This window comes from Pseudomonas sp. MB-090624 (assembly GCF_003205245.1).
Classification (GTDB): Bacteria; Pseudomonadota; Gammaproteobacteria; order Pseudomonadales; family Pseudomonadaceae; genus Aquipseudomonas; species Aquipseudomonas juntendi.
Map to the genome: position 1 here is coordinate 25,475 of NZ_QJRK01000004.1, position 24,455 is coordinate 49,929.

The window sequence follows — 24,455 nt, forward strand, 5'->3', positions numbered from 1 at the left end:
GGCTTACACCGTGTGCAGGTACCAGTTGTACTCGAGGTCGGAAATCGACACTTCGAACTCGGCCAGTTCGCTTTCCTTGCAGGCCACGAAGATATCGATGTAGTCCGGGCTGATGTATTGGTTGAGCACTTCACTGTCGTCCAACGCGCGCAAGGCATCGCGCAGGTTGTTCGGCAGGCTCTGTTCGAGTTGCTCGTAGGAGTTGCCTTCGATCGGCGCCTGGGGTTCGACCTGGTTGGTCAGGCCGTGATGCACGCCGGCCAGGATGGCCGCCAGCATCAGGTACGGGTTGGCGTCGGCGCCGGCCACACGGTGCTCAAGGCGCACGTTGTCGCTGCTGTCGGTGGGCACGCGGACGGCTACCGTACGGTTGTCCAGGCCCCAGCTCGGCGCATTGGGCACGTAGAACTGGGCGCCGAAGCGGCGGTAGGAGTTGATGTTCGGGCACAGGAAGGCCATCGATGCCGGCATCGTCTCCAGCACCCCACCAATGGCGTGACGCAGGGTGTCGCTCTGCAGCGGGTCGTCACTGGCGAAGATGTTCTTGCCGGTTTTCTTGTCCAGCAGCGAGATGTGCACGTGCAGGCCGTTGCCTGCCTGGCCCGGGTAGGGCTTGGCCATGAAGGTGGTGTCCATTTCATGGTCGTAGGCCACGTTCTTGATCAGCCGTTTCAGCAAGATCGCGTAGTCGCAGGCTTTCAGCGGGTCGGCAACGTGGTGCAGGTTGACCTCGAACTGCGCCGGGGCACTTTCCTTGACGATGGCGTCCGCCGGCAGCCCCTGCTCCTTGGCGGCTTCGAGCATGTCCTGCAGGCAGTCTGCATATTCGTCGAGGTCGTCGATCAGGTACACCTGGGTCGATTGCGGGCGCTTGCCGGAAATCGGCGAGCGCGGCGGTTGCGGGCGGCCATTGAGGTTGTCCTGGTCGATCAGGTAGAACTCAAGCTCGAAGGCGGCACAGATAGCCAGGCCCAGGTCGTCGAACTTGCTGACCACCTGGCGCAGCACTTCCCGCGGGTCGGCGAAAAACGGCTGGCCATCCAGCTCGTGCATGGTCATCAGCAACTGGGCTGTGGGGCGCTTCTGCCACGGCTCATCCGATAACGTGCCAGGGATCGGGAAGCAGATACGGTCGGCATCGCCGATGTCCAGGCCAAGGCCGGTGCTTTCCACAGTGGAGCCGTTGATGTCCAGGGCGAACAGCGACGCCGGCAGGTTGATGCCCTTTTCGTACACCTTGTGCAGGCTGGCTCGCTCGATGCGCTTGCCGCGTACCACGCCGTTCATGTCGGAGATCAGCAGGTCGACGTACTGCGTGTCCGGGTGGGCCTGGAGGAAGTCTTTCATCTCGCTGGAAGAACTGGCGCACGGGGTGACCGACGTCATGGCTGTACATCCTTTGATTTGCTGCGGCGATGTGGGGGGTACGGCTGGCGCCTCATGGGCGACGATGGTTGCAGCTGTTGTTCTTTTCACTTCCCATCGTGGGGATTGTTGACCCGACCGAGCGCATTGATTCCGGGGGGCGGTTTCACTATAAAATGGCCCTGACGCAACAGACATTGGCAATTCGGCAAGCAGAGCGTGCACCAATGCAATATCAGATCACCCACGCCGACCTCACTCTGGTCCTGGCACTGGAGCGTGGCCGCTCGCTGGCGAAGGCCGCCGAGTTGCTCAAAGTTGACGTATCGACGGTCTTTCGCTCGATACGCCGGCTGGAATCGGCCCTCGGTACTGCGCTGTTCGTGAAAAGCCGCAAAGGCTACCTGCCAACCGATACTGCCCAGGCCCTGGCCGAGCAGGCCGAGCGTGCCGAGCAGGCGCTGGAGGCCGCGCGCATTGCCATGACCAGTGGCGAGCAGGTGGTCAGCGGCACGGTGCGCCTGACCTGTACCGAGGCGGTCATGCACAGCCTGCTGCTGCCGGCGCTGGCCGAGTTCATGCCCAACTACCCGGCGCTGTCGCTGGAAATGGGCACCTCCAACACCTTCGCCAACCTCAGCCGGCGCGACGCCGACATTGCCCTGCGCCTGACCAATACACCGCCGGAGCACCTGGTGGGCCGCAACCTGGGCTCGACGTCCTATGTCATCTGCGGCCAGCCGCAGTGGCGCGAGCGGCTGGCCGAATCGCCTGCCAGCACCCCGTGGATCGCCCCTGACGACTCCATGCAGGACCACCCCACGGTGGTCTGGCGCAACCAGCAGCACCCCGGTTTGAGCCCGCGCTACCAGTGCAGCAGCATGTCGACCATCGCCCAGTTGGTGACCGCCGGGTTGGGCGTGGCGGCGCTGCCGGACTACATGGTGCATGCGCTGCCCGGCGTCGATGCGCTCAGCGGGCCGCTGGCAGGCTGCGACACCCAGCTGTGGCTGCTGACCCGCCCAGACTGCCGGGCACTGCGCTCGGTGCAGACCTTGTTCGAAGAGCTGACCCCGAGGTTGCGCGGCGCGATGCTCTGAGGTTATCGTCAGGCTCATGCGTCGAGGGTGTCTGTTTCGGCCCTTTCGCGGCTGAAACCGCGCCTGCACGGTGCGGTGGCAGGCTTGGGGATGACGCTGCTCGGCAAAACAGCGCTTCCCTATTGGCTGGTGAATTTTTATACTATCGAGTCCGCCTGCCCACTATTGGGCTGCACGCCCACCGCATTTGCTACTGAGGAAGACCATGGCCCGCGTAACTGTTGAAGACTGCCTGGAACACGTGGATAACCGCTTTGAGCTGGTCATGCTCTCGACCAAGCGCGCTCGCCAGCTGGCGACCGGCGGCAAGGAACCACGCGTAGCGTGGGAAAACGACAAGCCTACCGTCGTTGCCCTGCGTGAAATCGCCGAAGGCATCGTCACCAACGAATTCATCGCCGCTGAAGAGATCGTCACCGAGGATCCGGTGTTCGCCGCGTTCGAGGACGAGAACAACGAGGCTGTCTGATTGATGCCAGGTCGACGTCGCACGGCGCAAGGCCCTCTTCCTCGGCAGGAGGTAAACCCATGCCGGGTATAGAAGCCTTGGCCGAACGGCTGTCGACCTATCTTGGCCCTGAACAGGTCAACCTGGTCCGGCGCGCCTATTTCTACGCCGAACAGGCCCACGACGGGCAGCGCCGCCGCAGCGGCGAGCCCTACGTGACCCACCCGCTGGCCGTGGCCAGCATCCTCGCCGACATGCACATGGACCATCAAAGCCTGATGGCGGCCATGCTGCACGATGTGATCGAAGACACCGGTATCGCCAAGGAAGCCCTCAGCCAGCAATTTGGCGAGACCGTGGCCGAGCTGGTTGACGGGGTCAGCAAGCTGACCCAGATGAACTTCGAAACCAAGGCCGAGGCGCAGGCTGAAAACTTTCAGAAAATGGCCATGGCCATGGCGCGCGATATCCGCGTGATCCTGGTCAAGCTGGCTGACCGCCTGCACAACATGCGCACCCTTGAAGTGCTGTCCGGTGAAAAGCGCCGGCGCATCGCCAAGGAAACCCTCGAAATCTACGCCCCCATCGCCAATCGCCTGGGCATGCATACGGTGCGCGTGGAGTTCGAAGACCTCGGCTTCAAGGCCATGCACCCCATGCGCTCGTCGCTGATTCACCGTGCGGTGAAAAGCGCTCGTGGCAACCGCAAGGAAATCGTCGCCAAGATCGAGCACTCGCTGGCGAACTGCCTGGCTGCAGATGGCATCGAAGGCGAAATCAGCGGCCGGCAGAAGCACCTCTATGGCATCTACAAGAAGATGCGCGGCAAGCGCCGCGCCTTCAACGAGATCATGGACGTGTACGCCTTCCGCGTCATCGTTGACAAAGTCGATACCTGCTACCGTGTGCTCGGCGCCGTGCATAACCTCTACAAGCCGCTGCCCGGCCGCTTCAAGGACTACATCGCGATCCCCAAGGCCAACGGTTACCAGTCGTTGCACACCACGCTGTTCGGTATGCATGGCGTGCCCATCGAAATCCAGATCCGCACCCGCGAGATGGAAGAGATGGCCAACAACGGCATCGCGGCGCATTGGCTGTACAAGTCCAACGACGACGAGCAACCCAAGGGCAGCCACGCCCGTGCCCGCCAGTGGGTCAAAGGCATCCTCGAGCTGCAGCAGCGTGCTGGCAACTCGCTGGAGTTCATCGAAAGCGTGAAGATCGACCTGTTCCCGGACGAGGTCTACGTGTTCACGCCCAAGGGCCGCATCATGGAGCTGCCCAAAGGCTCGACGGCCGTCGACTTCGCTTACGCGGTACACACCGACGTCGGCAACAGTTGCATCGCCTGCCGTATCAATCGCCGCCTGGCGCCGTTGTCCGAACCGCTGCAGAGCGGGTCCACGGTGGAAATCGTCAGCGCCCCGGGCGCCCGGCCAAACCCGGCCTGGCTCAACTTCGTGGTTACCGGCAAGGCGCGCACGCACATCCGCCACGCGCTCAAGCAGCAGCGCCGGTCCGAATCCATCAGCCTGGGCGAACGCCTGCTGAACAAGGTGCTGACCGGCTTCGACAGCAGCCTGGAGAAGATCCCTCAGGAACGTATCCAGGCGATCCTGGCGGAGTACCGCCTGGAACTGATCGAAGACCTGCTCGAAGATATCGGCCTGGGCAACCGCATGGCGTATGTGGTTGCGCGCCGCCTGCTGTCAGCCGAAGGCGAACAGTTGCCAGCACCGGAAGGGCCGCTGGCGATCCGCGGTACCGAGGGGCTGGTACTGAGTTATGCCAAGTGCTGTACACCCATCCCGGGCGACCCGATCGTCGGCCACCTGTCGGCAGGCAAGGGCATGGTCGTGCACCTGGAGAACTGCCGCAACATCAGTGAAATCCGCCACAACCCGGAAAAATGCGTGCAGCTTTCCTGGGCCAAGGACATCACCGGCGAGTTCAATGTCGAACTGCGGGTCGAACTGGAGCACCAGCGCGGCCTGATTGCCCTGCTTGCCAGCAGCGTCAACGCGGCCGACGGCAATATCGAGAAAATCAGCATGGACGAGCGCGACGGCCGTATCAGCGTGGTCCAACTGGTGGTCAGCGTACACGATCGCGTGCACCTGGCCCGTGTGATCAAGAAGCTGCGTACCTTGACCGGTGTGGTCCGCATCACCCGCATGCGTACGTAGTCCGCCAACCGCAAGGAGTCATCATGAGCAAGACCGTCATCAACAGCGACAAGGCACCCGCCGCTATCGGTACCTACTCGCAGGCGATCAAGGCCGGCAATACCGTGTACATGTCCGGCCAGATCCCGCTGGACCCGAAGACCATGGAGCTGGTCGAAGGCTTCGAAGCCCAGACCGTGCAGGTATTCGAGAACCTCAAGGCCGTGGCTGAGGCTGCTGGCGGTTCGTTCAAGGACATCGTCAAGCTGAACATCTTCCTGACTGACCTGAGCCACTTCGCCAAGGTCAACGAGGTGATGGGCCGTTACTTCGAACAGCCTTACCCAGCGCGCGCCGCGATTGGCGTTGCTGCGCTGCCAAAAGGCGCCCAGGTCGAAATGGACGCCATCCTGGTCATCGAATGATGCCTTGGGCGACGGGCACCCTGCCCGTCGCTCCCTCTCCTGCGCAAGGTTTCCCGACATGCGTCACGCACTGCCCCTCGCGCTGGCAGCCCTGCTCCTGAGCGGCTGCGCCAGCCACAAACCCGAAGATTTCAACGGCACCTGGATCAACCAGGCTGCGATCAAGGCCGCGGTAAAGGGCGACAGCCTGCGCCAGGCCCTCAATGAAAATGGTCCGGTATTCGAGTGGAAGCTCGACGTCGCCAACCAACAGGCCAGCTACAGCAATGGCTTCGAAGCGGCGGACGGCCAGCTGGTCACGCTCGACAAGCAATTGCAGGCCAACTTTGACGGTGGCCAGACCGAGCAGCTTGCGCTGGACGGTGACGAACTGCTGACCACAGACCAGAGCGGCGCAAAGCAGGCTTTTGTCCGCGTACAACCCTCTGCCACCGCCAACGCCCCGCTGGGCAGCAGCTTCGAAAAAGCCCTGTACCAAGCGTATCTGGGCGGTGAATGGACCATTCTCGAAGGCCAGGGCCAAGGCGGAAAAGCGCGCTTCAGCGATACCGGCAACGTCACTGGCCTGCCTGGGCCAGACCGTTTCGCCCTGTGCCTGGCCGGCGACTGCGCCACCATGGGCGGCAGCAACGACAGCCTGTGGCTGGAGCGCAACCAACGGGGTGCGCCTTTCATCATCAAGCGTGAGGGCGACAAGCTGGAGATCTTCCAGGCGGTGAACCGTGCCCAGGCTGATGACATGCCCCAACTGGCAGCGGGCAAGCGCCAATGGTTGCTGAAAAAAAACTGAAGCCTGCAGCAGCGGCCTTGTTTCGCGACAGGGCCGCAACACGGCACCAGGGCATCAGCGTCGCCGCGTGGATTGCCAGGGCTGCGTTGCAGCCCAATTGCAACACCAGGCCGCGCCTACAGAAGTCGCGTCAAGGGTGTGGTCAGGCTTTCGCCGCCAGGATGGCTGCGTAGCCTTCCTTGTAACTCGGATACACCGGCGCCCAGCCCAACGCCTTCACCCGTGCGTTGCTGCAGCGCTTGCTACCGGTACGCCGCACGCGCTGTTCATCTGACCACTCGGTGACCCCCAGGTAGGCCCGCAACCAGGCCACCACATCGGCCAGCGGTGCCGGATCATCGTCAACCCCGATGTAACAGTCGTCCAACGCCTTGCCATCAGCATCTTCCTGCAGCAGAAACGCCAGCAAGCTGGCAGCATCTTCGGCATGAATACGGTTGCCGTACAGCGGCGGCTGCTCAGCCACCCGATAGCCTTGGCGTACCTGGCTCAGCAGCCACTCGCGGCCGGGGCCGTAGATGCCAGTGAGGCGCACCACACTCGCCGGTATGCCGCTGCCAAGGGCCAAGCGCTCCGCTTCCAGCATCACCCGCCCCGAATACCCCTCGGGCTCGGTCGCCGACCCTTCCTCAACCCACTCGCCGTCCTTCTGCGCATACACGCTACTGCTTGACACGAACAGCAGACGGCGCGGCCGTTGGCCGCGCTCGGCCAGCCAGGCCAGCACATGGCGTAAACCGTCGACATACGCCGCCCGGTAACCCGCCTCGTCATGCTGGCTGGCCGCCACGCAGTACACCAGGTAGTCCAGCGTACCCCGTGGCCATGCGGCTGGCAGCGAGGGCTCGGCCAAGTCCGCAGCCACCGGGTGAACCCCCGCAGGCAATTGCCCCACCGAACGGCGCAGGCCACTGACCTGCCAGCCACGTGCCAGCATCTGCCGGGCCAAGCGCCCGCCTACATCACCACAACCCACCACCATCACGGAAAGGTCTGACATCACAAAACTCCCTGGACCAACTGATCAGCCCAACCACGCTACACGATGGATGGCTAGACCATAGGCGAAAAAAGCTACAATATTACTTTTGTTAACAAGAATTACTTGCAATAATGGCGGCCAAGTTGTTCTCGGCCCGCCTCGAGGCCTTGGAGAACGTTCGTCTTTTCTCTTCATCAGGTCCGGCCAGCATGACACGTACTAAACCCTCCGCTTCGCCAACCCAGTCGCGCGCCTGGCGCGCCATCGCCGCGCTGACGCTCAGCCTGGTGCTGGCCCCGGCAGCCATGGCCGATGAGCCAACCGCCAATACCACCACGCCGGCCGCCGCCACTGCAGCTGCTGCCCCGAGCACCGCCCCGGCTGGCGAAGCACCCGCCACCAGCGCCACTGCCGGTGCACCAGCTGCAGCAGACCCAAGCGTCGAAGCCCTGGTTGAAGATACCTCGCTGGGCATGGCCCACGACCTGTCCCCATGGGGCATGTACAAGAACGCCGACATCGTGGTGAAGATCGTCATGATCGGCCTGGCTATCGCCTCCATCATCACTTGGACCATCTGGATCGCCAAAGGCTTCGAGCTGATGGGCGCCAAACGCCGCCTGCGTGGCGAAATCGCCCAGCTGAAGAAGGCCACCACGCTGAAAGATGCCAGCGAAGTCTCCAGCAAGGAAGGCACGCTGGCCCATACCTTGGTGCACGACGCCCTTGAAGAGATGCGCCTTTCGGCCAATGCCCGCGAGAAAGAGGGTATCAAGGAACGCGTCAGCTTCCGCCTGGAGCGCCTGGTGCATGCCAGCGGCCGTAACATGAGCAGCGGCACCGGCGTACTCGCCACCATTGGTTCCACCGCCCCGTTCGTCGGCCTGTTCGGCACCGTCTGGGGCATCATGAACAGCTTCATCGGTATCGCCAAGACCCAGACCACCAACCTGGCCGTGGTCGCCCCGGGTATCGCCGAAGCCCTGCTGGCCACCGCCCTGGGCCTGGTCGCGGCAATCCCGGCCGTGGTCATCTACAACGTCTTCGCCCGTTCCATTGCCGGCTACAAGGCTCAGGTGTCCGATGCTTCCGCCCAGGTACTGCTGCTGGTCAGCCGCGATCTGGACCACCAAGGCAGCGAGCGCGCCGCCCCGCACATGGTGAAAGTGGGGTAAGCCATGGGCCTGCATCTCAACGAAGGTGGCGACGACCTCGCCGAAAACCACGAAATCAACGTTACGCCGTTCATCGACGTAATGCTGGTACTGCTGATCATCTTCATGGTTGCCGCCCCCCTGGCCACAGTCGATATCAAGGTCGACCTGCCGGCCTCGACCGCCAAACCGGCGCCGAGGCCCGAGAAGCCGGTGTTCGTCAGCGTGAAGGCAGACCAGAAGCTGTACGTCGGCGACGATCAGGTCCCGGCACCCGACCAGCTTGGCCCGATGCTCGACGCCAAGACCAAGGGTGACAAGGAAACCACCATCTTCTTCCAGGCCGACAAAGGCGTGGATTACGGTGACCTGATGGAAGTGATGAACAACATGCGCTCGGCCGGCTACCTGAAAGTCGGCCTGGTAGGTCTCGAGACGGCAGCCAAGAAATGACAAAACCGCGCTCAAACATGGCGCGCTACGCTGGCAGCCTGGCGATCGTGCTGGGCGTGCACGTGGTCGCCGTGCTGCTGACGCTCAACTGGTCTGTGCCCCAGGCCATCGAGTTGCCGCCAGCAGCCATGATGGTCGAACTGGCACCGCTGCCGGAACCCGCGCCACCGCCGCCCCCGAAAGCGGCGCCGCAGCCACCTGCACCGGTAGAGGAACCACCTCTGCCGAAGCTGGTGGAGGCACCCAAGCCGAAGATCGCCATCCCCAAGCCGCCCAAGCCGAAGGCCAAGCCCCAGCCGCCCAAGCCTGAGAAGAAGCCTGAGCCGCCGAAGGAAGCACCGCCGACCGAGCAGACCGTCGACGCGCCGCCGAGCAATACGCCTCCGCAGAAGTCCGCGGCACCGGCCCCGAGCATCGCGTCCAACAGCAACGCCCTGCCGACCTGGCAGAGTGACCTGCTGCGCCACCTGGCCAAGTACAAACGGTACCCGGAAGACGCGCGCCGCCGTGGCCTGCAAGGCATCAACCGCCTGCGCTTCGTGGTCGACGCCGAGGGCAAGGTGGTGTCGTATTCGATGGCCGGTGGGTCGGGCAGTGCCGCGCTGGACCGCGCGACCATGGAAATGATCCGCCGCGCCGGCAAAGTGCCAAAGCCGCCACCCGAGTTGTTGAACAATGGCACCATCGAAGTCGTGGCGCCCTTCGTCTACTCGCTGGACCGCCGCTAAGACTTTTGTTTCTGTCACAAATCGGCAAGTCTGATAACGTGCGTCTATCGATTGCAGCCGCTATGCTGGGGCCGCAACTTCATGGACGCACGTTATGACCCTCACAGAACTACGCTACATCGTCACACTCGCCCAGGAACAGCACTTCGGCCATGCCGCCGAGCGCTGCCACGTGAGCCAGCCGACCCTGTCGGTCGGTGTGAAGAAGCTTGAGGATGAGCTTGGCGTTCTGATCTTCGAACGCAGCAAAAGCGCGGTCCGCCTGACCCCTGTCGGCGAGAGCATCGTTGCCCAGGCACAAAAGGTACTGGAGCAGGCCCAGGGCATTCGCGAACTGGCCCAGGCTGGCAAGAACCAGCTGACTGCGCCGCTCAAGGTCGGTGCCATCTACACCGTGGGCCCCTACCTGTTCCCGCACCTGATCCCGCAACTGCACCGCGTGGCACCGCAGATGCCGCTGTACATCGAAGAAAACTTCACCCATGTGCTGCGCGAGAAGCTGCGCAATGGCGAGCTGGACGCGGTGATCATCGCCCTGCCGTTCAATGAAGCCGATGTGCTCACCCTGCCCCTCTACGACGAACCGTTCTGCGCGCTGATGCCTGCCGACCACCCATGGACGGCCAAAAAGACCATCGACACCGCCATGCTCAACGACAAGAGCCTGTTGCTGCTGGGTGAAGGTCACTGCTTCCGTGACCAGGTGCTGGAAGCCTGCCCTACCCTGAACAAGGGGGGTGAAGGGTCGCGGCACACCACGGTCGAATCCAGCTCGCTGGAAACCATCCGCCACATGGTAGCGTCCGGCCTTGGCGTGTCCATCCTGCCGCTGTCGGCGGTGCACAGCCACCACTACGCGCCTGGGGTCATCGAAGTCCGCCCGCTGACCGCCCCGGCACCGTTCCGCACCGTGGCCATCGCCTGGCGCGCCAGCTTCCCACGGCCAAAGGCCATCGAGATCCTCGCCGACTCGATCCGCCTGTGCTCGGTAGCCAAGGCCCCTGCAGAACAACCGGCCTGAGTCATGACGGAGCTGTCGAACGTCCCGGTCACCGTGCTCAAGGGTGTTGGCGAGGCCATGGCCGAAAAGCTCGCCAAGGTCGGCCTGGAAAACTTGCAGGACGTGCTGTTCCACCTGCCCCTGCGCTATCAGGACCGCACCCGCGTGGTTCCGATCGGCCAGCTGCGCCCAGGCCAGGACGCGGTGATCGAGGGGGTGGTCAGCGGTGCCGACGTGACCATGGGCAAGCGTCGCAGCCTGGTGGTACGCCTGGGTGACGGCAGTGGCGTGTTGAGCTTGCGCTTCTACCATTTCAGCAACGCGCAAAAGGAAGGGCTCAAGCGCGGCACCCACCTGCGCTGCTACGGCGAAGCTCGCCCGGGTGCTTCCGGGCTGGAGATCTACCACCCGGAGTACCGCGCACTGAACGGTGACGAACCGCCACCGCCGGTCGATCAGACCCTGACCCCGATCTACCCGTCTACCGAGGGCCTCACCCAGCAACGCCTGCGCCAACTGTGCCAACAGAGCCTGAGCCTGCTCGGCCCGCGCAGCCTGCCCGACTGGCTGCCCGACGAACTGGCCCGCGACTACCAGCTGGCGCCGCTGGATGACGCCATCCGCTACCTGCACAACCCGCCCGCCGACGCCGACGTCGAGGAGTTGGCCCTGGGCCACCACTGGGCTCAGCACCGCCTGGCATTCGAAGAGCTGCTCACCCACCAGCTGTCGCAACAGCGCCTGCGCGAGAGCCTGCGCAGCCTGCGTGCGCCAGTGCTGCCCAAGGCCACCCGGCTGCCGGCGCAATACCTGGCCAATCTGGGCTTCCAGCCGACCGGCGCGCAGCAGCGCGTCGCCAACGAAATTGCCTACGACCTCAGCCAGCACGAGCCGATGATGCGCCTGGTGCAAGGCGACGTGGGTGCCGGCAAGACCGTGGTCGCCGCGCTGGCCGCGTTGCAGGCCCTGGAGGCTGGTTATCAGGTGGCATTGATGGCCCCCACCGAGATCCTTGCCGAACAGCACTACATCACCTTCAAGCGCTGGCTGGAGCCTTTGGGTTTGGAGGTGGCCTGGCTGGCCGGCAAACTCAAGGGCAAGGCGCGGGCGGCGTCGCTCGAGCAGATCGCCAATGGCGCCCCGATGGTGGTCGGCACCCACGCCCTGTTCCAGGACGAGGTGAAGTTCAAGCACCTGGCCTTGGCCATCATCGACGAACAGCACCGTTTCGGCGTGCAGCAACGCCTGGCGCTGCGCAAGAAAGGCGTGGCCGGCGAGCTGTGCCCACACCAGCTGATCATGACCGCGACCCCCATTCCGCGCACCTTGGCCATGAGTGCCTACGCCGACCTGGACACCTCGGTGCTCGACGAGCTGCCGCCTGGGCGCACGCCGGTGAACACCGTGCTGGTGGCCGACAGCCGGCGTTTCGAAGTGGTCGAACGGGTACGCGCCGCCTGCGCTGAAGGGCGCCAGGCGTACTGGGTGTGCACGCTGATCGAAGAGTCCGAGGAACTGACCTGCCAAGCAGCCGAAAGCACTTACGAGGAGCTGGGCAGCGCCTTGGGTGAACTGCGAGTCGGGTTGATCCACGGCCGCATGAAACCGGCGGAAAAGGCCGAGATCATGGCCGAGTTCAAGGCCGGCAACCTGCAGTTGCTGGTCGCCACCACCGTCATCGAGGTGGGCGTGGACGTGCCCAATGCCAGCCTGATGATCATCGAAAACCCCGAGCGCCTCGGCCTGGCCCAGCTGCACCAGTTGCGTGGCCGGGTGGGCCGCGGCAGCGCCGTCAGCCATTGCGTGCTGCTGTACCACCCGCCGCTGTCGCAGATCGGCCGCGAGCGTTTGGGCATCATGCGCGAAACCAACGACGGCTTCATCATCGCCGAAAAAGACCTTGCGCTACGCGGCCCGGGCGAAATGCTGGGTACCCGCCAGACCGGCCTGCTGCAATTCAAGGTCGCCGACCTGATGCGCGACGCCGACCTGTTGCCAGCGGTACGCGATGCCGCCCAGGCCCTGATCGCACGCTGGCCGGAGCACGTCAGCCCGCTGCTGGACCGCTGGCTGCGTCATGGCCAGCAATATGGTCAGGTGTGACGCCTGTCCCATAATGGATCCAGATTTGCGCCCAGGGTGGTTATACTTCGCGTTTAAAAGAATCAGTGGATACGGACCATGACTGAAGTTGCCCTGGACACCGCAACCCCACACACGCCTTCCGTCATCAGGCTGCTGCTCGAGAAACTCGGCGTAGCCTACCGCGAGGTGGTCGAACATCCGCACCTGCCCGCAGCCTCGCGGGTACAGGCCGTGCTGCTGGACGACGAGGTGGGCGCCATGATGGTGCTGTTCCCGCAGAGCCAACTGCTGGACCTGAACCGCCTGGCCGAACTGACCGGGCGCAAGCTCACCGCCGTGTCGGTGCCACGCCTCAAGCAAATGCTCGACAAACACCAGCTCAAGGCGCTGCCGGGCATCCCGGCGCTCACCAGCTCACCGTGCCAGTACGAAAAAAGCCTGCTGGACGTCGACCTGGTGTACATCAATTCGGGTGAAGCCGGCCTGTTGCTGGAAATAGAGCGCGCGCACTTCAAGCGCATGTTGCTCAAGGCCAGCGCCAGCAGCTTTGGCCAGGAAGTCGAGGCGATCAGCCCCAACCTCGACCGCCCCAACGACGATACCCGCGAAATCACCAATGCCGTGCAAGCCTTCACTGCCCGGCGTATCCAGAAGCGTCTGGAAGAAACCATCGAAATCCCGCCGCTGGCCGATACTGCGCAGAAAATCATCAAACTGCGGGTAGACCCCAACGCCAGCATCGACGATATCACTGGGGTGGTTGAAACCGACCCGGCCCTGGCCGCCCAGGTGGTCAGCTGGGCGGCATCACCCTACTACGCCTCGCCGGGCAAGATCCGCTCGGTGGAAGACGCCATCGTGCGCGTGCTGGGCTTCGACCTGGTGATCAACCTCGCCCTTGGCCTGGCCCTGGGCAAGACCCTGAGCCTGCCCAAGGACAGCCCTCAGCAGGCCACCCCGTACTGGCAGCAGTCGATCTACACCGCCGCCATCATCGAGGGCCTTACCCGAGCCATGCCGCGGGCAGAGCGCCCTGAAGCAGGCCTGACCTACCTGGCCGGGCTGTTGCACAACTTCGGTTACCTGCTGCTGGCACACGTTTTCCCGCCGCACTTCTCGCTGATTTGTCGCCACCTGGAGGTCAACCCTCACCTGAACCACACCTATGTGGAACAACACCTGCTGGGCATCAGCCGCGAGCAGATTGGTGCCTGGTTGATGAAACTGTGGGACATGCCGGTAGAGCTCTCGGCCGCGCTGCGTTTCCAGCACGACCCGGCCTACGATGGCGAGTTTTCGGCATTCCCCAACCTGGTATGCCTGGCCACACGCCTGCTGCGCTCGCGGGGGATTGGCTCGGGGCCGCTGGAGGAGATTCCTGACGAACTGCTGGAGCGTTTGGGCATTGCCCGGGAAAAAGCCGAGGATGTGGTGAACAAAGTGCTGGAGGCCGAGAGCTTGCTGCGGGAGCTGGCTTCGCAGTTCAACGCACCGCATTGAAGCCCGGGGCCGCTTGGCGGCCCCAAACATTTCAGCCCTGCTTCTTCTTTGGCTTCAGGTACTTCATCAACCCCTGAAACCACATCACCAACGCCGGATTGCCCTTGATCTGGATGTTCTTGTCCTGGATGCCCTGCATGAACGCCAACTGCTTATTGCTTGCCTGCAAGGTGGCAAAGCCATAGGCGGCATCTTTGAAGGCAATGGCAAAGGCTGGCTGTGAGTACGACCCGCTTTTGCTGCTGACCCGCTCGTTGCTGACGATAAAGTGCCGGGCGACCTTGCCGTCCAGGGTCTGCATCTGGAACACCAGGTCCTTGCCTTTGAGCTGCTGCTGGAATGCCGGATTATTGCGGCTGGCCCGGGCCATCAGCAGCCCCATGGCCCAGAGAAGAAAGCGGAACTTCATCGACACGCCTCGATGGAAAAGTGACTAAGTTGCGCAGTTTATCCTCCTAATGACCTTTTTATGCAAGTTCGCAGCAATTACCGGGTGTAAAGCACAACGGGCGCCATCTGGCGCCCGTTCGGGATCAACGCATCCTCAGTGCACAGTTACTTTTTCTTGCTGGCCTTGCTCGGCGCGGCCGGCGTATTGACGCTGTCCCTGAGGTTCTTGCCGGGCTTGAAAGCTACGGTATTGCTGGCTTTGATCTTGACCGGCTGGCCGGTTTGCGGGTTTTTGCCGGTACGCGCGCCGCGGTGACGCTTTTCGAAAGTGCCGAAACCAACCAGGGTCACGGTGTCCTTGTCCAGGGCACCCGTGATGCTGTCGAGAATCGCGTTCAGCACTTGATTAGCCTTTTCTTTGGTCAGGTCAGCTTTTTCAGCGATGACGGCGGCGAGTTCTGGTTTGCGCATAGTAAAGCCTCTTTGACGGAATTCTTGTTGTTATGCCGTGCTGCCTTCAGGAGCAGCGCTCAAGGCACCGCAGGCTCTAACCTGCGGCAGACGGGAGTGAGAATGGCACGTGGTTCGAGGCCGCGCCAGTATCTGAGCGGCCATTGTGCAGGCAACAACAGGACAAACCAGACAGAACGCCGGGCAATTACGCCATAACTGCAGGTAGCTGGCGGTTCAGCGCCAGCTTTTCCATGACCGCAGTCCCGGTCAGGGCGTAACCCAGCAGCCCGCCACCCGCATCGATGCACAGCACCTTCAGGTCATTGCCTTGCCCTTCCACCTGCCAAGTGCCTTCTCGCCCCTGTGGCGGTGGCGAAACCACCAGCGGGCAGGCCGGGGTTTTCACGGTGATCGGCATTGGCCCGTAGGCAACTGCCGTGGGCTTGCCGGCCAGGGTTTGGGCCAGTGCCCGTGCACAACTCATCAGTGGCATCACGTACAACAGGTTGATGCCGTCTACCTCGGCACAATCCCCGAGGGCGAAGATATTGGCGTGGGAGGTTCGCAGCTCACGGTCCACGCTGACGCCACGGTTGACCTGCAACCCGGCCGCGGCAGCCAGGTCGGTACGCGGGCGCAGGCCAATGGCCGAAACGACCAGGTCACAGCCAACCACGCTGCCATCCGACAGGTGCGCCTCCAGGCCGTGGGGCGCCTGCTGCAAGCGGGTCAGAACCGGCCCAAGGTGAAAGCGTACGCCCAGGTCTTGCAACCCACGTTGTACCGCGCCGGCAGCGGCCGGATGCAACAGGGTCGGCATGACCTGCTCGCATGGCGCTACCACGTCTACCTGAAAGCCCCCCAGGCTCATGTCGTTGGCAAACTCGCAGCCGATCAGGCCAGCGCCGAGAATCAGCACGCGTTGCTTGCCGGCGGCGGCAGCACGAAAGCGTGCGTAGTCCTCCAGGTCGTTGATGGGGAACACCAGGTGACTGGCATCGCCCTCAACCGGCACCTGCACGGTCTGCGCACCCCACGCCAGCACCAGGTCGCGGTATGCCACGGCCTCTTCGCCGATCCACAGGCGTTTGTGCCCAGGGTCGATGCCGCTGATGCGGGTATGGGTGCGGATTTCGGCGTTCAGCTGCTCGGCCATGGCACCGGCTTCGGCCATGCACAGGTCAGCGGCGCCCTTGTGCTTGGCATAGCCCATGGAAAGCATGGGCTTGGAGTAGGAACGACCGTCATCGGCGGTGATCAGCAGCAACGGCGTATGCGCATCGAGCTTGCGAAATTCGCGGGCCAGGTTGTAGCCCGCCAGGCCGGTACCGATGATTACCACAGGGGACGTCATGTCGTGCTTGCCTCGCTTAGCCGATGGAGATCATTTCAAAGTCGCTTTTGCCAACACCGCAGTCAGGGCATAGCCAGTCTTCCGGCACGTCCTCCCAACGGGTGCCAGGGGCGATGCCGTCGTCGGGCCAGCCTTCGGCTTCGTCGTAGATCAGGCCACAGACGATACATTGCCACTTTTTCATCAGGTTGTTTTCCTCGGGTCAGGCTGGGGCTTTGTGTTGCTGCTGACGGCCCTATGGCGGGTGAACCCGCTGCAACAGGGACCAACGCGCAATGCTTGGGGGCTTTGTAGCGGCCCTGCCCGCAGTATGCAAGCAGTCGGGGCAATCATGCTAAGCTCGCCGCCTCTCAGGTTGTAACAAGCAGACCGACGTGTCGTACGAATCCCCGCAAGCAGCCGCTGTCGCGTGGCTGCCGTATTCACGGCTGGCGACCGACATCGACCAGCCCACCCTTGACTGGCTGTTCGACGAAGGCTCACTGACCCGCCGCCTGACGCGCCTGGCCCACGATGACTTCTCCGTCACCCCTTTGTTCGAGGGCTGGCAGCCACTGCGCGCCGACGAATGCCAGGCATTGGGCATCGCTGTTGGCGCTGAAGGCTGGGTGCGCGAGGTGTACCTGCGCGGCCATGGCCAGCCGTGGGTGTTCGCCCGCAGCGTGGCCAGCCGCAGTGCCCTGGCGCGCGGCGGGTTGGACCTGGAACGCCTCGGCAGCCGTTCGTTGGGCGAGTTGCTGTTCTGCGACCAGGCGTTCATCCGCCACCCACTCGAAGTGTGCAGTTACCCACAGGCGTGGTTGCCGGCAGATGCCGCCCGGCCAGCGCTATGGGCCCGCCGCTCGCGGTTTGAACGTGACGGGCTGGACCTGCTGGTAGCCGAGGTGTTTCTGCCGGCGCTGTGGCAAGCAGCCCAGGAGGAAAACAGCTGATGTACCTGCAACTGCTCAAGTCGCTGAACCGCCTGCACCCGCGTGCCTGGGACTTTGTCCAGCTCAGCCGCATGGACCGTCCGATCGGTATCTACTTGCTGCTGTGGCCCACGCTGTCGGCGGTATGGATTGCCGGCAACGGCTCGCCGACCCTGGCCAACGTGCTGATCTTCGGCCTTGGCGTGGTACTGATGCGCGCCGCCGGCTGCTGCATCAATGATTTTGCCGACCGCAAGGTGGATGGCCACGTCAAGCGTACCGCCGACCGGCCCCTGGCCAGTGGCCGCGTGCGCCCGCGCGAGGCACTGGCCCTGTTCGCCATGCTTGTCGGGGTCAGTTTCCTGCTGGTGCTGTGCACCAATAGCCGCACCGTGTGGCTGTCATTCGGCGCGGTGGCGTTGGCGTTCTGCTACCCGTTCATGAAGCGCTACACCTACTACCCGCAAGTGGTGCTGGGGGCAGCGTACTCGTGGGGCATTCCGATGGCGTTCACGGCCGCTGGCGGCGAACTGCCGGCCAGTGCCTGGCTGCTGTATATCGCCAACCTGCTGTGGACGGTGGGCTACGACACCTATTACGCCATGGTCGACCGGGACGACGACCTGAAGATCGGCGTGAAATCCACGGCCATCCTGTTCGGTGAGGCCGACCGCAGCATCATCCTGACCTTGCAGTTGTTGTCGTTGGGCTGCCTGTTGCTGGCCGGTAGCCGCTTCGACCTCGGCGGCTGGTTCCATCTGGGGCTGCTGGGGGCGCTGGCGTGCTTTGCCTGGGAGTACTGGTCGACACGCAAGCTGGACCGCGAGTCGTGCTTCAAGGCGTTCCTGCACAATCACTGGGCGGGGTTGCTGGTGTTCGTGGGGGTGGTTCTGGACTACGCGCTGCGCTGACAGCGTGAGCACTCTACCTTGTGGGAACGGGCTTACCCCGCCCCCACAGGCCGATTGAAAGCCCTTACGGCTTGGCGACGTGCCAAACGTCTTTCATGCCGTCACCGGTCATATCGCCAGCCTTCTTGTCCTTGACGAAGGTATACAGCGGCTTGCCGTCGTAGGCCCACTGCATCTTGCCGTCGTCCCGCTTGATCTGCGTCCACTTGCCTTCGGCTTTTTCGCCGCCACTGGTCATCAAAGGCGGCCAGTTCTTGGCGCATTCGCCATTGCACATCGACTTGCCGCCGGTATCTTTGTCGAAGGTGTACAGGGTCATGCCGGCATGATCGACCCACATGCCATCCTTTTCCATTGCAGGTTGTGCCGAGGCCACCCCCGGAAGTGCCAGCGCAGTGAAAAGGGCCATCCAGCTCAGCGTATGTCGTGTCATTGGATTCACCATCGTTTCGGGGGGTAATGGGTTCGGGTTGCCAGAACCGCGGCCCTCTGTAGCCTAGTTCAGTCACGCAATGTCGCCAGAACGGCCAACGCCCTGTCACACAGCTGCAATAATTCCGTTATCTAATGCGGGCCAAGACACTGAATCCAGGAGAGGTTTTGAGCATGGTAGGCAGGAACATTCTGATCGTCGACGACGAAGCGCCGATTCGCGAGATGATCGCCGTTGCCCTGGAAATGGCCGGCTATGACTGCCTGGAAGCGGAAAACTCCCAACAGGCCCACGCGATCATCGTCGACCGCAAGCCGGACCTGATCCTGCTCGACTGGATGCTGCCGGGTACCTCCGGCATCGAGTTGGCCCGCCGCCTGAAGCGCGATGAACTGACCGGCGACATTCCGATCATCATGCTCACTGCCAAAGGTGAAGAGGACAACAAGATCCAGGGCCTGGAAGTGGGTGCCGACGACTACATCACCAAACCGTTCTCACCGCGCGAGCTGGTTGCGCGGCTCAAAGCCGTGCTGCGCCGCACCGGCCCAAGCGACAGCGAGGCACCGATCGAGGTCGGCGGCCTGCTGCTCGATCCGATCAGCCACCGCGTGACCATCGACGGCAAGCCGGCTGAAATGGGCCCCACCGAATACCGCCTGCTGCAGTTCTTCATGACCCACCAGGAACGCGCCTACACCCGTGGCCAACTGTTGGACCAGGTGTGGGGCGGCAACGTCTATGTCGAGGAACGCACGGTCGACGTGCACATCCGCCGCCTGCGCAAAGCGCTGGGTGAGGCCTACGAGAATCTGGTACAAACCGTGCGCGGCACCGGCTACCGCTTCTCGACCAAGAGCTAGCTGCAAGCTGCAAGCTGCAAGCTGCAAGCTGCAAGAAAGAGCATGTAGCATCAGGCTCGAAAAGGACTATCAGCACCACTGATCCGCTTCATCTTGAAGCTTGCAACTTGCAGCTTGCAACTTGCAACTTGCAACTTGCAGCCGGATCCGAAGGACCCATCAATTGAACCAGAACTGGCACGCGACACTGATTCGCCACCTGCTGTTGCTGATCAGCATCTGCCTGATCGGCGGGCTGATCAGCGGCTACTATGGCTGGAGCCTGGCCATTGGCCTGGCACTGTACCTGGCTTGGACCCTCAAGCAACTGCTGCGCCTGCATGACTGGCTCCGCAACCACCAGCCCGACGAGGCGCCGCCCGACGGCTATGGCCTGTGGGGCGAGGTGTTCGACAGCATCTACCACCTGCAGCGCCGGGACCAGCGTGTGCGGGGCCGCCTGCAAGCGGTGATCGACCGCGTGCAGGAGTCCACCGCTGCGCTGCGGGATGCGGTGATCATGCTCGACAGCGACGGCAACCTGGAGTGGTGGAACCGCGCCGCCGAGACCCTGCTGGGCTTCAAAACTCCACAGGACGGCGGCCAGCAAGTCACCAACCTGGTTCGCCACCCGCGCTTCAAGGAGTACTTCGAGGCAGAAAACTACCTCGAACCGCTGGAAATCCCCTCACCGATCAACGACCGCATGCGGCTGCAGTTGCACATCACCCGCTACGGCAACAACGAGCACTTGATGCTGGTGCGCGACGTCACCCGCATTCACCAGCTGGAACAGATGCGCAAAGACTTCGTCGCCAACGTGTCGCACGAATTGCGCACACCGCTGACCGTCATCACCGGCTACCTGGAAACCCTGCTGGACAACGTCGAGGACGTGAACCCGCGCTGGCGCCGGGCCTTGCAGCAGATGAGCCAGCAAGGCTCGCGCATGCAGACGCTGCTCAACGACCTGTTGCTGCTGGCCAAGCTGGAGGCCACCGATTATCCGTCGGACAACCAGCCAGTGCCGGTCGATGCCCTGCTGGCCGCCATCAAGAACGACGCCCAGGCGTTGTCTGGGCCGCGCAACCAGCGCATTACGCTGGAAGCAACCCCCGGCGTGCAGCTCAAGGGCAGCGAGTCGGAGCTGCGCAGCGCCTTTTCCAACCTGGTGTTCAACGCCGTCAAATACACCCAGGATGAAGGCGATATCCGCATCCGCTGGTGGGCCGATGCCCAGGGCGCGCATTTGTCGGTGCAGGACTCTGGCGTGGGCATCGATGCCAAACACCTGCCACGCCTCACCGAGCGCTTCTACCGGGTGGATTCCAGCCGGGCCTCGAATACAGGCGGCACCGGGCTGGGGCTGGCCATCGTCAAGCATGTGCTGATGCGCCACCGCGGCAAGCTGGAAATCAGCAGCGTCCCGGGGCATGGCAGTACCTTCATCTGTCATTTTGCCCCGGCACAATTGGTCAACAGCAAGGTCTGAGCAACGCAGGGCCCTTTGCTTTTGCAGCCCCAGCCGCTACATTGGATCCCCTGTGCCAGCAAGAGCTGGCACTTTTTTTCTCTCCATTTCTAAGACGGACCCCGTAAAAACTCCATCATGGACCCTTCCCCTGGTATCAGCCTCAGTTCGTTATTCGCCGATTTCGGCATGATCATCTTTGCCTTCCTGCTGGTGCTGCTCAACGGCTTCTTCGTTGCTGCAGAGTTCGCCATGGTCAAGCTGCGCGCCACCCGCGTTGAGGCCATTGCCGAAGAGCATGGCTGGCGCGGCAACATTCTGCGTAAAGTGCACAACCAGCTGGACGCTTACCTGTCAGCCTGCCAACTGGGTATCACCCTGGCCTCGCTGGGCCTGGGCTGGGTCGGTGAGCCGGCGTTTGCCCACCTGCTGGAACCACTGCTGGCGTATTTCGGCGTCGATTCACCCGAACTGATCAAAGGCGTGTCGTTCTTCGTCGCCTTCTTCGTCATTTCGTACCTGCACATCGTTGTCGGTGAGCTGGCCCCCAAATCCTGGGCCATCCGCAAACCGGAGCTGCTGTCGCTGTGGACTGCCGTACCGCTGTACCTGTTCTACTGGGCCATGTACCCGGCCATCTACCTGCTCAACGCCAGCGCCAACACCATCCTGCGCATCGCCGGCCAGGGCGAGCCGGGGCCGCACCACGAGCACCATTACAGCCGTGAAGAACTGAAGCTGATCCTGCACTCCAGCCGTGGCCAGGACCCAAGCGACCAGGGCATGCGCGTGCTGGCTTCGGCCGTGGAAATGGGCGAGCTGGAAGTGGTCGACTGGGCCAACTCGCGCGAAGACATGGTCACCATCGACGCCCATGCGCCGCTGAAGCAGATCCTGGCCCTGGTGCGCCGCCACAAGTTCAGCCGCTACCCGGTGTACGACGCCGAGCGCGAGGAATTCACCGGCCTGCTGCACATCAAGGACCTGCTGCTGGAGCTGGCGGAGCTGGAGCACTTGCCCGAAGCCATCGACCTGGACGACCTCGCCCGGCCGCTTGAGCGCGTATCGCGCCACATGCCACTGGCCCAGTTGCTGGAGCAGTTCCGCAAGGGTGGTGCGCACTTTGTGCTGGTCGAAGAAGCCGATGGCAAGGTGATCGGCTACCTCACCATGGAAGACGTGCTGGAAGTGCTGGTCGGCGATATCCAGGACGAGCACCGCAAGACCGAACGCGGCATCCTCGCCTACCAGCCGGGCAAGCTGCTGGTCCGTGGCGACACGCCGCTGTTCAAGGTGGAGCGCCTGCTGGGGGTGGACCTTGACCATATCGAGGCGGAGACCCTGGCTGGCCTGGTCTACGAGACGCTAAAGCGCGTGCCTGAAGAAGAAGAGGTGCTGGAAGTCGAAGGGCTGCGGATCATCATCAAGAAGATGAAAGGGCCGAAGATCGTGCTGGCCAAAGTGCTCAAGCTGGATTGATGGCCATGGGGCTGCCGCGCAGCCCCTCTCGATTTGCGTATACCTGTAGGCGCGGCCTTGTGTAGCGATGGCCTGCCAAGCAGGCCCGACGCTCTCAAGGGTTACCCGCAGTGAAGTCCGGCAAGCCGCTGAGCGGCCTGTCGAACCGGTAAGGGATCGACTCCAGCGCCAAGCCTACGTTGCGCTGTACCACGAAATGCAGGTGTGGCCCGGTGCTGTTGCCGGTATTGCCCGACTTGGCCAGCATCTGCCCCTGGCGCACCCGCTGCCCCTCCTTCACCACCACCGAGTCGCGCATCAGGTGCAGGTACACGCCCATGGTGCCGTCCGAGTGCAGCACCCTGACAAAGTTGCCCGACGGGTTGGGCTCGCGCCCGCTCTGGCCATTCTGCGTTTTCACCACCACCCCTTCGCGCGCCGCGATAATGGTGGTGCCTTCGGGCATGGCGATATCCATGGCATAGCGCCCCTTCGGCCCGAAATGGCTGACACGGCCATTGGGGCCCTGGGTCACGCGGAATGGCCCGCCAAGCCACGCGAACCCGTAGCGGAAGCCCTGCGGCCGCTTGCCCGGGTCACCCATGGCCTGCAGCAGGGTCGAGCGGTAATTCAGCAACAAACCGGGCCGCCCCCTCAGCACGCTGAGCATTTGCGTGGTGCCCGGTGGCAGCAGCCGGCGCACGATACGCGGGGCGTCACCGCCCTGGGCGTTCACCAGGTTGTCCAGGCGCAGCTCGACCTCGACCGGAACATGCAGTTGGTTGCGTGCCGAAAAGCTCACACCGCCGTTGAACACTTTCGCGTTCAGGAACACTTGGCCTTCGAGCGTTTCGACCATGGGCTCAAGCAAATTCAACGGCCTGGCGCCAGGGCCGGGGCGGTCGGAATAGGAAATGACACCGGACTCGTCGGTGCTCTTGTAAAGGGTCACACCCAGGCTCGACGCCGAGGCCATGAACAGTGCACAGAACAGCAGCAGGCGCCCGGGCATGATAGTGGCTTTTTGACAGTTGAGGTCTGTCGAAGCCTAGCAGCAGGTTTAACGGCAAGTGTTGCAGTTGGTCGGATGGCTCAGGCCCCTGGGGTGAAATGCTTCTGCGCGGTGCCACGGGCAATCAGCCGCGACAGGTAATCGAGCTTCTGCGCATCCTGGTCGACGAACTTGAAGGTCAGTTGCAGCCAGTCGCTGTCCGGCTTGGGCTCCAGCGCCGCGACGGCGTGCAGATAGCCGTTCAGGCGGGCGACTTCGGCGCTTTCGCCTTGCTCCAGGTCCAACACTGCACCTTCCAGCACCTGTGGCAGCACATCGCCGCGGCGTACCACCAGCAGCGCCTCTTTCAGGCTCAACGCCTTGATCACGCACGGCTGCATGCCACCGGCCAGGCGCAGTTGCCCTTGGCCCCGACCGGTCGGGGTGGCCGCGGCCGGCGTGGGCGCCTTGGCCGCTGGCCTGGCAGCAGCCGGTGCCAGTGCCGGCGCTGCAACCTTTACCGCCTCCGGCTTGCCGGCAGTCAGCGCACTCAAGGAGTCGTTGGCGAACGCCGGGTTGGCGCGCGCCGGGGCGATGGCCATCAGGCTGTCGAGCTTGCCGATCTTGGTCAGGGCCTTTTTCACCTTGGTCAGCAACTGCTCGTTGGTGAATGGCTTGCCGACAAAATCGGAAACACCGGCCTGGATCGCCTGGATGACGTTTTCCTTGTCGCCACGGCTGGTCACCATGATGAACTGCAGCTGCTTCAACGCAGGCTGCTGCCGGCACCAGGTGAGCAGTTCCAGGCCCGACATCTCGGGCATTTCCCAGTCGCACAGCACCAGGTCGAACGCCTCCTTGCCCAGCATGGCCATGGCCTTGCGACCATTGACGGCATCGTCGATCGTCATGCCCGGGAAGGCACTGCGCAGGCACTTGCGGACCAGGTCGCGGATAAACGGGGCGTCATCCACGACCAGCACATTCACTTTACTCATCGAAACTCCTTCTGAACCCGACTAGCCTACTGCCAAATACTGGCT

At 63.1% G+C, this 24,455-nt stretch carries 25 protein-coding genes; 16 read left to right on the top strand and 9 right to left on the bottom strand.

Annotation, left to right across the window (positions count from 1 at the left end):
- Positions 1 to 3: 3 nt before the first annotated feature.
- Entirely contained in the window at positions 4 to 1,347 is a 1,344-nt protein-coding gene (locus tag DMX12_RS03055) for a glutamine synthetase family protein (RefSeq protein WP_370593786.1), read from the bottom strand.
- Positions 1,348 to 1,592: 245 nt separating this feature from the next.
- Between DMX12_RS03055 and DMX12_RS03060 the strand changes: the two genes are divergently transcribed.
- The 5 genes from DMX12_RS03060 to DMX12_RS03080 all read left to right on the top strand — a co-directional run bounded on the left by DMX12_RS03060 (position 1,593) and on the right by DMX12_RS03080 (position 6,296).
- On the top strand, positions 1,593 to 2,465 hold the full coding sequence (locus DMX12_RS03060) for a LysR family transcriptional regulator (RefSeq protein ID WP_009684533.1): 873 nt from the start codon (positions 1,593 to 1,595) through the stop codon (positions 2,463 to 2,465).
- Between the two features lie 205 nt (positions 2,466 to 2,670).
- Positions 2,671 to 2,934 carry a DNA-directed RNA polymerase subunit omega gene (rpoZ, locus tag DMX12_RS03065; RefSeq protein WP_003253383.1) on the top strand — a complete coding sequence of 88 codons (264 nt, stop codon included), beginning with the start codon at positions 2,671 to 2,673 and terminating at the stop codon, positions 2,932 to 2,934.
- A 59-nt stretch (positions 2,935 to 2,993) separates the two neighbouring features.
- A complete protein-coding gene (spoT, locus tag DMX12_RS03070; RefSeq protein ID WP_009684532.1) occupies positions 2,994 to 5,102 on the top strand; it encodes a bifunctional GTP diphosphokinase/guanosine-3',5'-bis pyrophosphate 3'-pyrophosphohydrolase in 2,109 nt (702 codons plus the stop codon).
- A gap of 23 nt (positions 5,103 to 5,125) precedes the next feature.
- Positions 5,126 to 5,506, top strand: coding sequence for a RidA family protein (locus DMX12_RS03075; RefSeq protein ID WP_009684531.1), 381 nt, complete (start codon positions 5,126 to 5,128; stop codon positions 5,504 to 5,506).
- 58 nt (positions 5,507 to 5,564) lie between these two features.
- Positions 5,565 to 6,296 (top strand): hypothetical protein, encoded by a 732-nt coding sequence (locus tag DMX12_RS03080; RefSeq protein ID WP_110676183.1) that lies wholly within the window; start codon positions 5,565 to 5,567, stop codon positions 6,294 to 6,296.
- A gap of 142 nt (positions 6,297 to 6,438) precedes the next feature.
- Here DMX12_RS03080 and DMX12_RS03085 read toward each other — a convergent pair whose 3' ends face one another.
- Positions 6,439 to 7,296: an SDR family oxidoreductase gene (locus DMX12_RS03085; RefSeq protein WP_054881210.1), complete on the bottom strand. Its 858-nt coding sequence runs from the start codon at positions 7,294 to 7,296 to the stop codon at positions 6,439 to 6,441.
- 191 nt (positions 7,297 to 7,487) lie between these two features.
- Between DMX12_RS03085 and exbB the strand changes: the two genes are divergently transcribed.
- The 6 genes from exbB to DMX12_RS03115 all read left to right on the top strand — a co-directional run bounded on the left by exbB (position 7,488) and on the right by DMX12_RS03115 (position 14,198).
- Entirely contained in the window at positions 7,488 to 8,453 is a 966-nt protein-coding gene (gene exbB, locus DMX12_RS03090) for a tonB-system energizer ExbB (RefSeq protein ID WP_009684526.1), read from the top strand.
- A 3-nt stretch (positions 8,454 to 8,456) separates the two neighbouring features.
- Entirely contained in the window at positions 8,457 to 8,885 is a 429-nt protein-coding gene (exbD, locus tag DMX12_RS03095; RefSeq protein WP_009684525.1) for a TonB system transport protein ExbD, read from the top strand.
- Entirely contained in the window at positions 8,882 to 9,613 is a 732-nt protein-coding gene (locus DMX12_RS03100; RefSeq protein WP_033690730.1) for an energy transducer TonB, read from the top strand. The genes exbD and DMX12_RS03100 overlap by 4 nt, the downstream gene beginning before the upstream one ends.
- 94 nt (positions 9,614 to 9,707) lie before the next feature.
- Entirely contained in the window at positions 9,708 to 10,634 is a 927-nt protein-coding gene (locus tag DMX12_RS03105; RefSeq protein ID WP_087500924.1) for a hydrogen peroxide-inducible genes activator, read from the top strand.
- A gap of 3 nt (positions 10,635 to 10,637) precedes the next feature.
- Positions 10,638 to 12,716 carry an ATP-dependent DNA helicase RecG gene (gene recG, locus DMX12_RS03110; RefSeq protein WP_009684522.1) on the top strand — a complete coding sequence of 693 codons (2,079 nt, stop codon included), beginning with the start codon at positions 10,638 to 10,640 and terminating at the stop codon, positions 12,714 to 12,716.
- Positions 12,717 to 12,794: 78 nt separating this feature from the next.
- Complete coding sequence (locus DMX12_RS03115; RefSeq protein ID WP_110676185.1) at positions 12,795 to 14,198, top strand: aminoacyl-tRNA deacylase and HDOD domain-containing protein; 1,404 nt, start codon at positions 12,795 to 12,797, stop codon at positions 14,196 to 14,198.
- Positions 14,199 to 14,229: 31 nt separating this feature from the next.
- On the opposite strand, the gene DMX12_RS03120 is transcribed toward DMX12_RS03115, so the two are convergent.
- From DMX12_RS03120 to DMX12_RS03135, 4 genes are all read right to left on the bottom strand, one after another.
- Complete coding sequence (locus DMX12_RS03120) at positions 14,230 to 14,607, bottom strand: SCP2 sterol-binding domain-containing protein (RefSeq protein WP_009684520.1); 378 nt, start codon at positions 14,605 to 14,607, stop codon at positions 14,230 to 14,232.
- Between the two features lie 146 nt (positions 14,608 to 14,753).
- Positions 14,754 to 15,059 carry an HU family DNA-binding protein gene (locus DMX12_RS03125; protein WP_009684519.1) on the bottom strand — a complete coding sequence of 102 codons (306 nt, stop codon included), beginning with the start codon at positions 15,057 to 15,059 and terminating at the stop codon, positions 14,754 to 14,756.
- Positions 15,060 to 15,246: 187 nt separating this feature from the next.
- Positions 15,247 to 16,395 carry an NAD(P)/FAD-dependent oxidoreductase gene (locus DMX12_RS03130; RefSeq protein WP_110676187.1) on the bottom strand — a complete coding sequence of 383 codons (1,149 nt, stop codon included), beginning with the start codon at positions 16,393 to 16,395 and terminating at the stop codon, positions 15,247 to 15,249.
- A 16-nt stretch (positions 16,396 to 16,411) separates the two neighbouring features.
- A complete protein-coding gene (locus tag DMX12_RS03135) occupies positions 16,412 to 16,579 on the bottom strand; it encodes a rubredoxin (protein WP_003253349.1) in 168 nt (55 codons plus the stop codon).
- 190 nt (positions 16,580 to 16,769) lie between these two features.
- Between DMX12_RS03135 and DMX12_RS03140 the strand changes: the two genes are divergently transcribed.
- Both DMX12_RS03140 and ubiA read left to right on the top strand, forming a co-directional pair.
- Positions 16,770 to 17,327, top strand: coding sequence for a chorismate lyase (locus tag DMX12_RS03140; RefSeq protein ID WP_110676189.1), 558 nt, complete (start codon positions 16,770 to 16,772; stop codon positions 17,325 to 17,327).
- Positions 17,327 to 18,217, top strand: coding sequence for a 4-hydroxybenzoate octaprenyltransferase (gene ubiA, locus DMX12_RS03145; protein WP_054912421.1), 891 nt, complete (start codon positions 17,327 to 17,329; stop codon positions 18,215 to 18,217). Before DMX12_RS03140 ends, ubiA begins: the two co-directional genes overlap by 1 nt.
- 64 nt (positions 18,218 to 18,281) lie before the next feature.
- On the opposite strand, the gene DMX12_RS03150 is transcribed toward ubiA, so the two are convergent.
- Positions 18,282 to 18,650, bottom strand: coding sequence for a hypothetical protein (locus DMX12_RS03150; RefSeq protein WP_033690727.1), 369 nt, complete (start codon positions 18,648 to 18,650; stop codon positions 18,282 to 18,284).
- Positions 18,651 to 18,823: 173 nt separating this feature from the next.
- Here DMX12_RS03150 and phoB point away from each other — a divergent pair, with 173 nt between their 5' ends.
- The 3 genes from phoB to DMX12_RS03165 all read left to right on the top strand — a co-directional run bounded on the left by phoB (position 18,824) and on the right by DMX12_RS03165 (position 22,442).
- A complete protein-coding gene (gene phoB / locus DMX12_RS03155; RefSeq protein WP_003253341.1) occupies positions 18,824 to 19,513 on the top strand; it encodes a phosphate regulon transcriptional regulator PhoB in 690 nt (229 codons plus the stop codon).
- A gap of 163 nt (positions 19,514 to 19,676) precedes the next feature.
- A complete protein-coding gene (gene phoR / locus DMX12_RS03160; RefSeq protein ID WP_054905391.1) occupies positions 19,677 to 20,984 on the top strand; it encodes a phosphate regulon sensor histidine kinase PhoR in 1,308 nt (435 codons plus the stop codon).
- Positions 20,985 to 21,101: 117 nt separating this feature from the next.
- Entirely contained in the window at positions 21,102 to 22,442 is a 1,341-nt protein-coding gene (locus DMX12_RS03165) for a hemolysin family protein (protein ID WP_009684513.1), read from the top strand.
- Between the two features lie 94 nt (positions 22,443 to 22,536).
- On the opposite strand, the gene DMX12_RS03170 is transcribed toward DMX12_RS03165, so the two are convergent.
- Both DMX12_RS03170 and DMX12_RS03175 read right to left on the bottom strand, forming a co-directional pair.
- A complete protein-coding gene (locus DMX12_RS03170; protein WP_009684512.1) occupies positions 22,537 to 23,433 on the bottom strand; it encodes a peptidoglycan DD-metalloendopeptidase family protein in 897 nt (298 codons plus the stop codon).
- Positions 23,434 to 23,513: 80 nt separating this feature from the next.
- Positions 23,514 to 24,410: a response regulator gene (locus tag DMX12_RS03175; protein WP_110676191.1), complete on the bottom strand. Its 897-nt coding sequence runs from the start codon at positions 24,408 to 24,410 to the stop codon at positions 23,514 to 23,516.
- Between the last annotated feature and the right edge of the window lie 45 nt (positions 24,411 to 24,455).

Bases quoted from the DNA above. Each gene is read 5' to 3' on its own strand.
- DMX12_RS03055 (WP_370593786.1), bottom strand. From the start codon at position 1,347: ATGAAAGACTTCCTCCAGGCCCACCCGGACACGCAGTACGTCGACCTG.
- DMX12_RS03060 (WP_009684533.1), top strand. From the start codon at position 1,593: ATGCAATATCAGATCACCCACGCCGACCTCACTCTGGTCCTGGCACTG.
- rpoZ (WP_003253383.1), top strand. From the start codon at position 2,671: ATGGCCCGCGTAACTGTTGAAGACTGCCTGGAACACGTGGATAACCGC.
- spoT (WP_009684532.1), top strand. From the start codon at position 2,994: ATGCCGGGTATAGAAGCCTTGGCCGAACGGCTGTCGACCTATCTTGGC.
- DMX12_RS03075 (WP_009684531.1), top strand. From the start codon at position 5,126: ATGAGCAAGACCGTCATCAACAGCGACAAGGCACCCGCCGCTATCGGT.
- DMX12_RS03080 (WP_110676183.1), top strand. From the start codon at position 5,565: ATGCGTCACGCACTGCCCCTCGCGCTGGCAGCCCTGCTCCTGAGCGGC.
- DMX12_RS03085 (WP_054881210.1), bottom strand. From the start codon at position 7,296: ATGTCAGACCTTTCCGTGATGGTGGTGGGTTGTGGTGATGTAGGCGGG.
- exbB (WP_009684526.1), top strand. From the start codon at position 7,488: ATGACACGTACTAAACCCTCCGCTTCGCCAACCCAGTCGCGCGCCTGG.
- exbD (WP_009684525.1), top strand. From the start codon at position 8,457: ATGGGCCTGCATCTCAACGAAGGTGGCGACGACCTCGCCGAAAACCAC.
- DMX12_RS03100 (WP_033690730.1), top strand. From the start codon at position 8,882: ATGACAAAACCGCGCTCAAACATGGCGCGCTACGCTGGCAGCCTGGCG.
- DMX12_RS03105 (WP_087500924.1), top strand. From the start codon at position 9,708: ATGACCCTCACAGAACTACGCTACATCGTCACACTCGCCCAGGAACAG.
- recG (WP_009684522.1), top strand. From the start codon at position 10,638: ATGACGGAGCTGTCGAACGTCCCGGTCACCGTGCTCAAGGGTGTTGGC.
- DMX12_RS03115 (WP_110676185.1), top strand. From the start codon at position 12,795: ATGACTGAAGTTGCCCTGGACACCGCAACCCCACACACGCCTTCCGTC.
- DMX12_RS03120 (WP_009684520.1), bottom strand. From the start codon at position 14,607: ATGAAGTTCCGCTTTCTTCTCTGGGCCATGGGGCTGCTGATGGCCCGG.
- DMX12_RS03125 (WP_009684519.1), bottom strand. From the start codon at position 15,059: ATGCGCAAACCAGAACTCGCCGCCGTCATCGCTGAAAAAGCTGACCTG.
- DMX12_RS03130 (WP_110676187.1), bottom strand. From the start codon at position 16,395: ATGACGTCCCCTGTGGTAATCATCGGTACCGGCCTGGCGGGCTACAAC.
- DMX12_RS03135 (WP_003253349.1), bottom strand. From the start codon at position 16,579: ATGAAAAAGTGGCAATGTATCGTCTGTGGCCTGATCTACGACGAAGCC.
- ubiA (WP_054912421.1), top strand. From the start codon at position 17,327: ATGTACCTGCAACTGCTCAAGTCGCTGAACCGCCTGCACCCGCGTGCC.
- DMX12_RS03150 (WP_033690727.1), bottom strand. From the start codon at position 18,650: ATGACACGACATACGCTGAGCTGGATGGCCCTTTTCACTGCGCTGGCA.
- phoB (WP_003253341.1), top strand. From the start codon at position 18,824: ATGGTAGGCAGGAACATTCTGATCGTCGACGACGAAGCGCCGATTCGC.
- DMX12_RS03165 (WP_009684513.1), top strand. From the start codon at position 21,102: ATGGACCCTTCCCCTGGTATCAGCCTCAGTTCGTTATTCGCCGATTTC.
- DMX12_RS03170 (WP_009684512.1), bottom strand. From the start codon at position 23,433: ATGCCCGGGCGCCTGCTGCTGTTCTGTGCACTGTTCATGGCCTCGGCG.
- DMX12_RS03175 (WP_110676191.1), bottom strand. From the start codon at position 24,410: ATGAGTAAAGTGAATGTGCTGGTCGTGGATGACGCCCCGTTTATCCGC.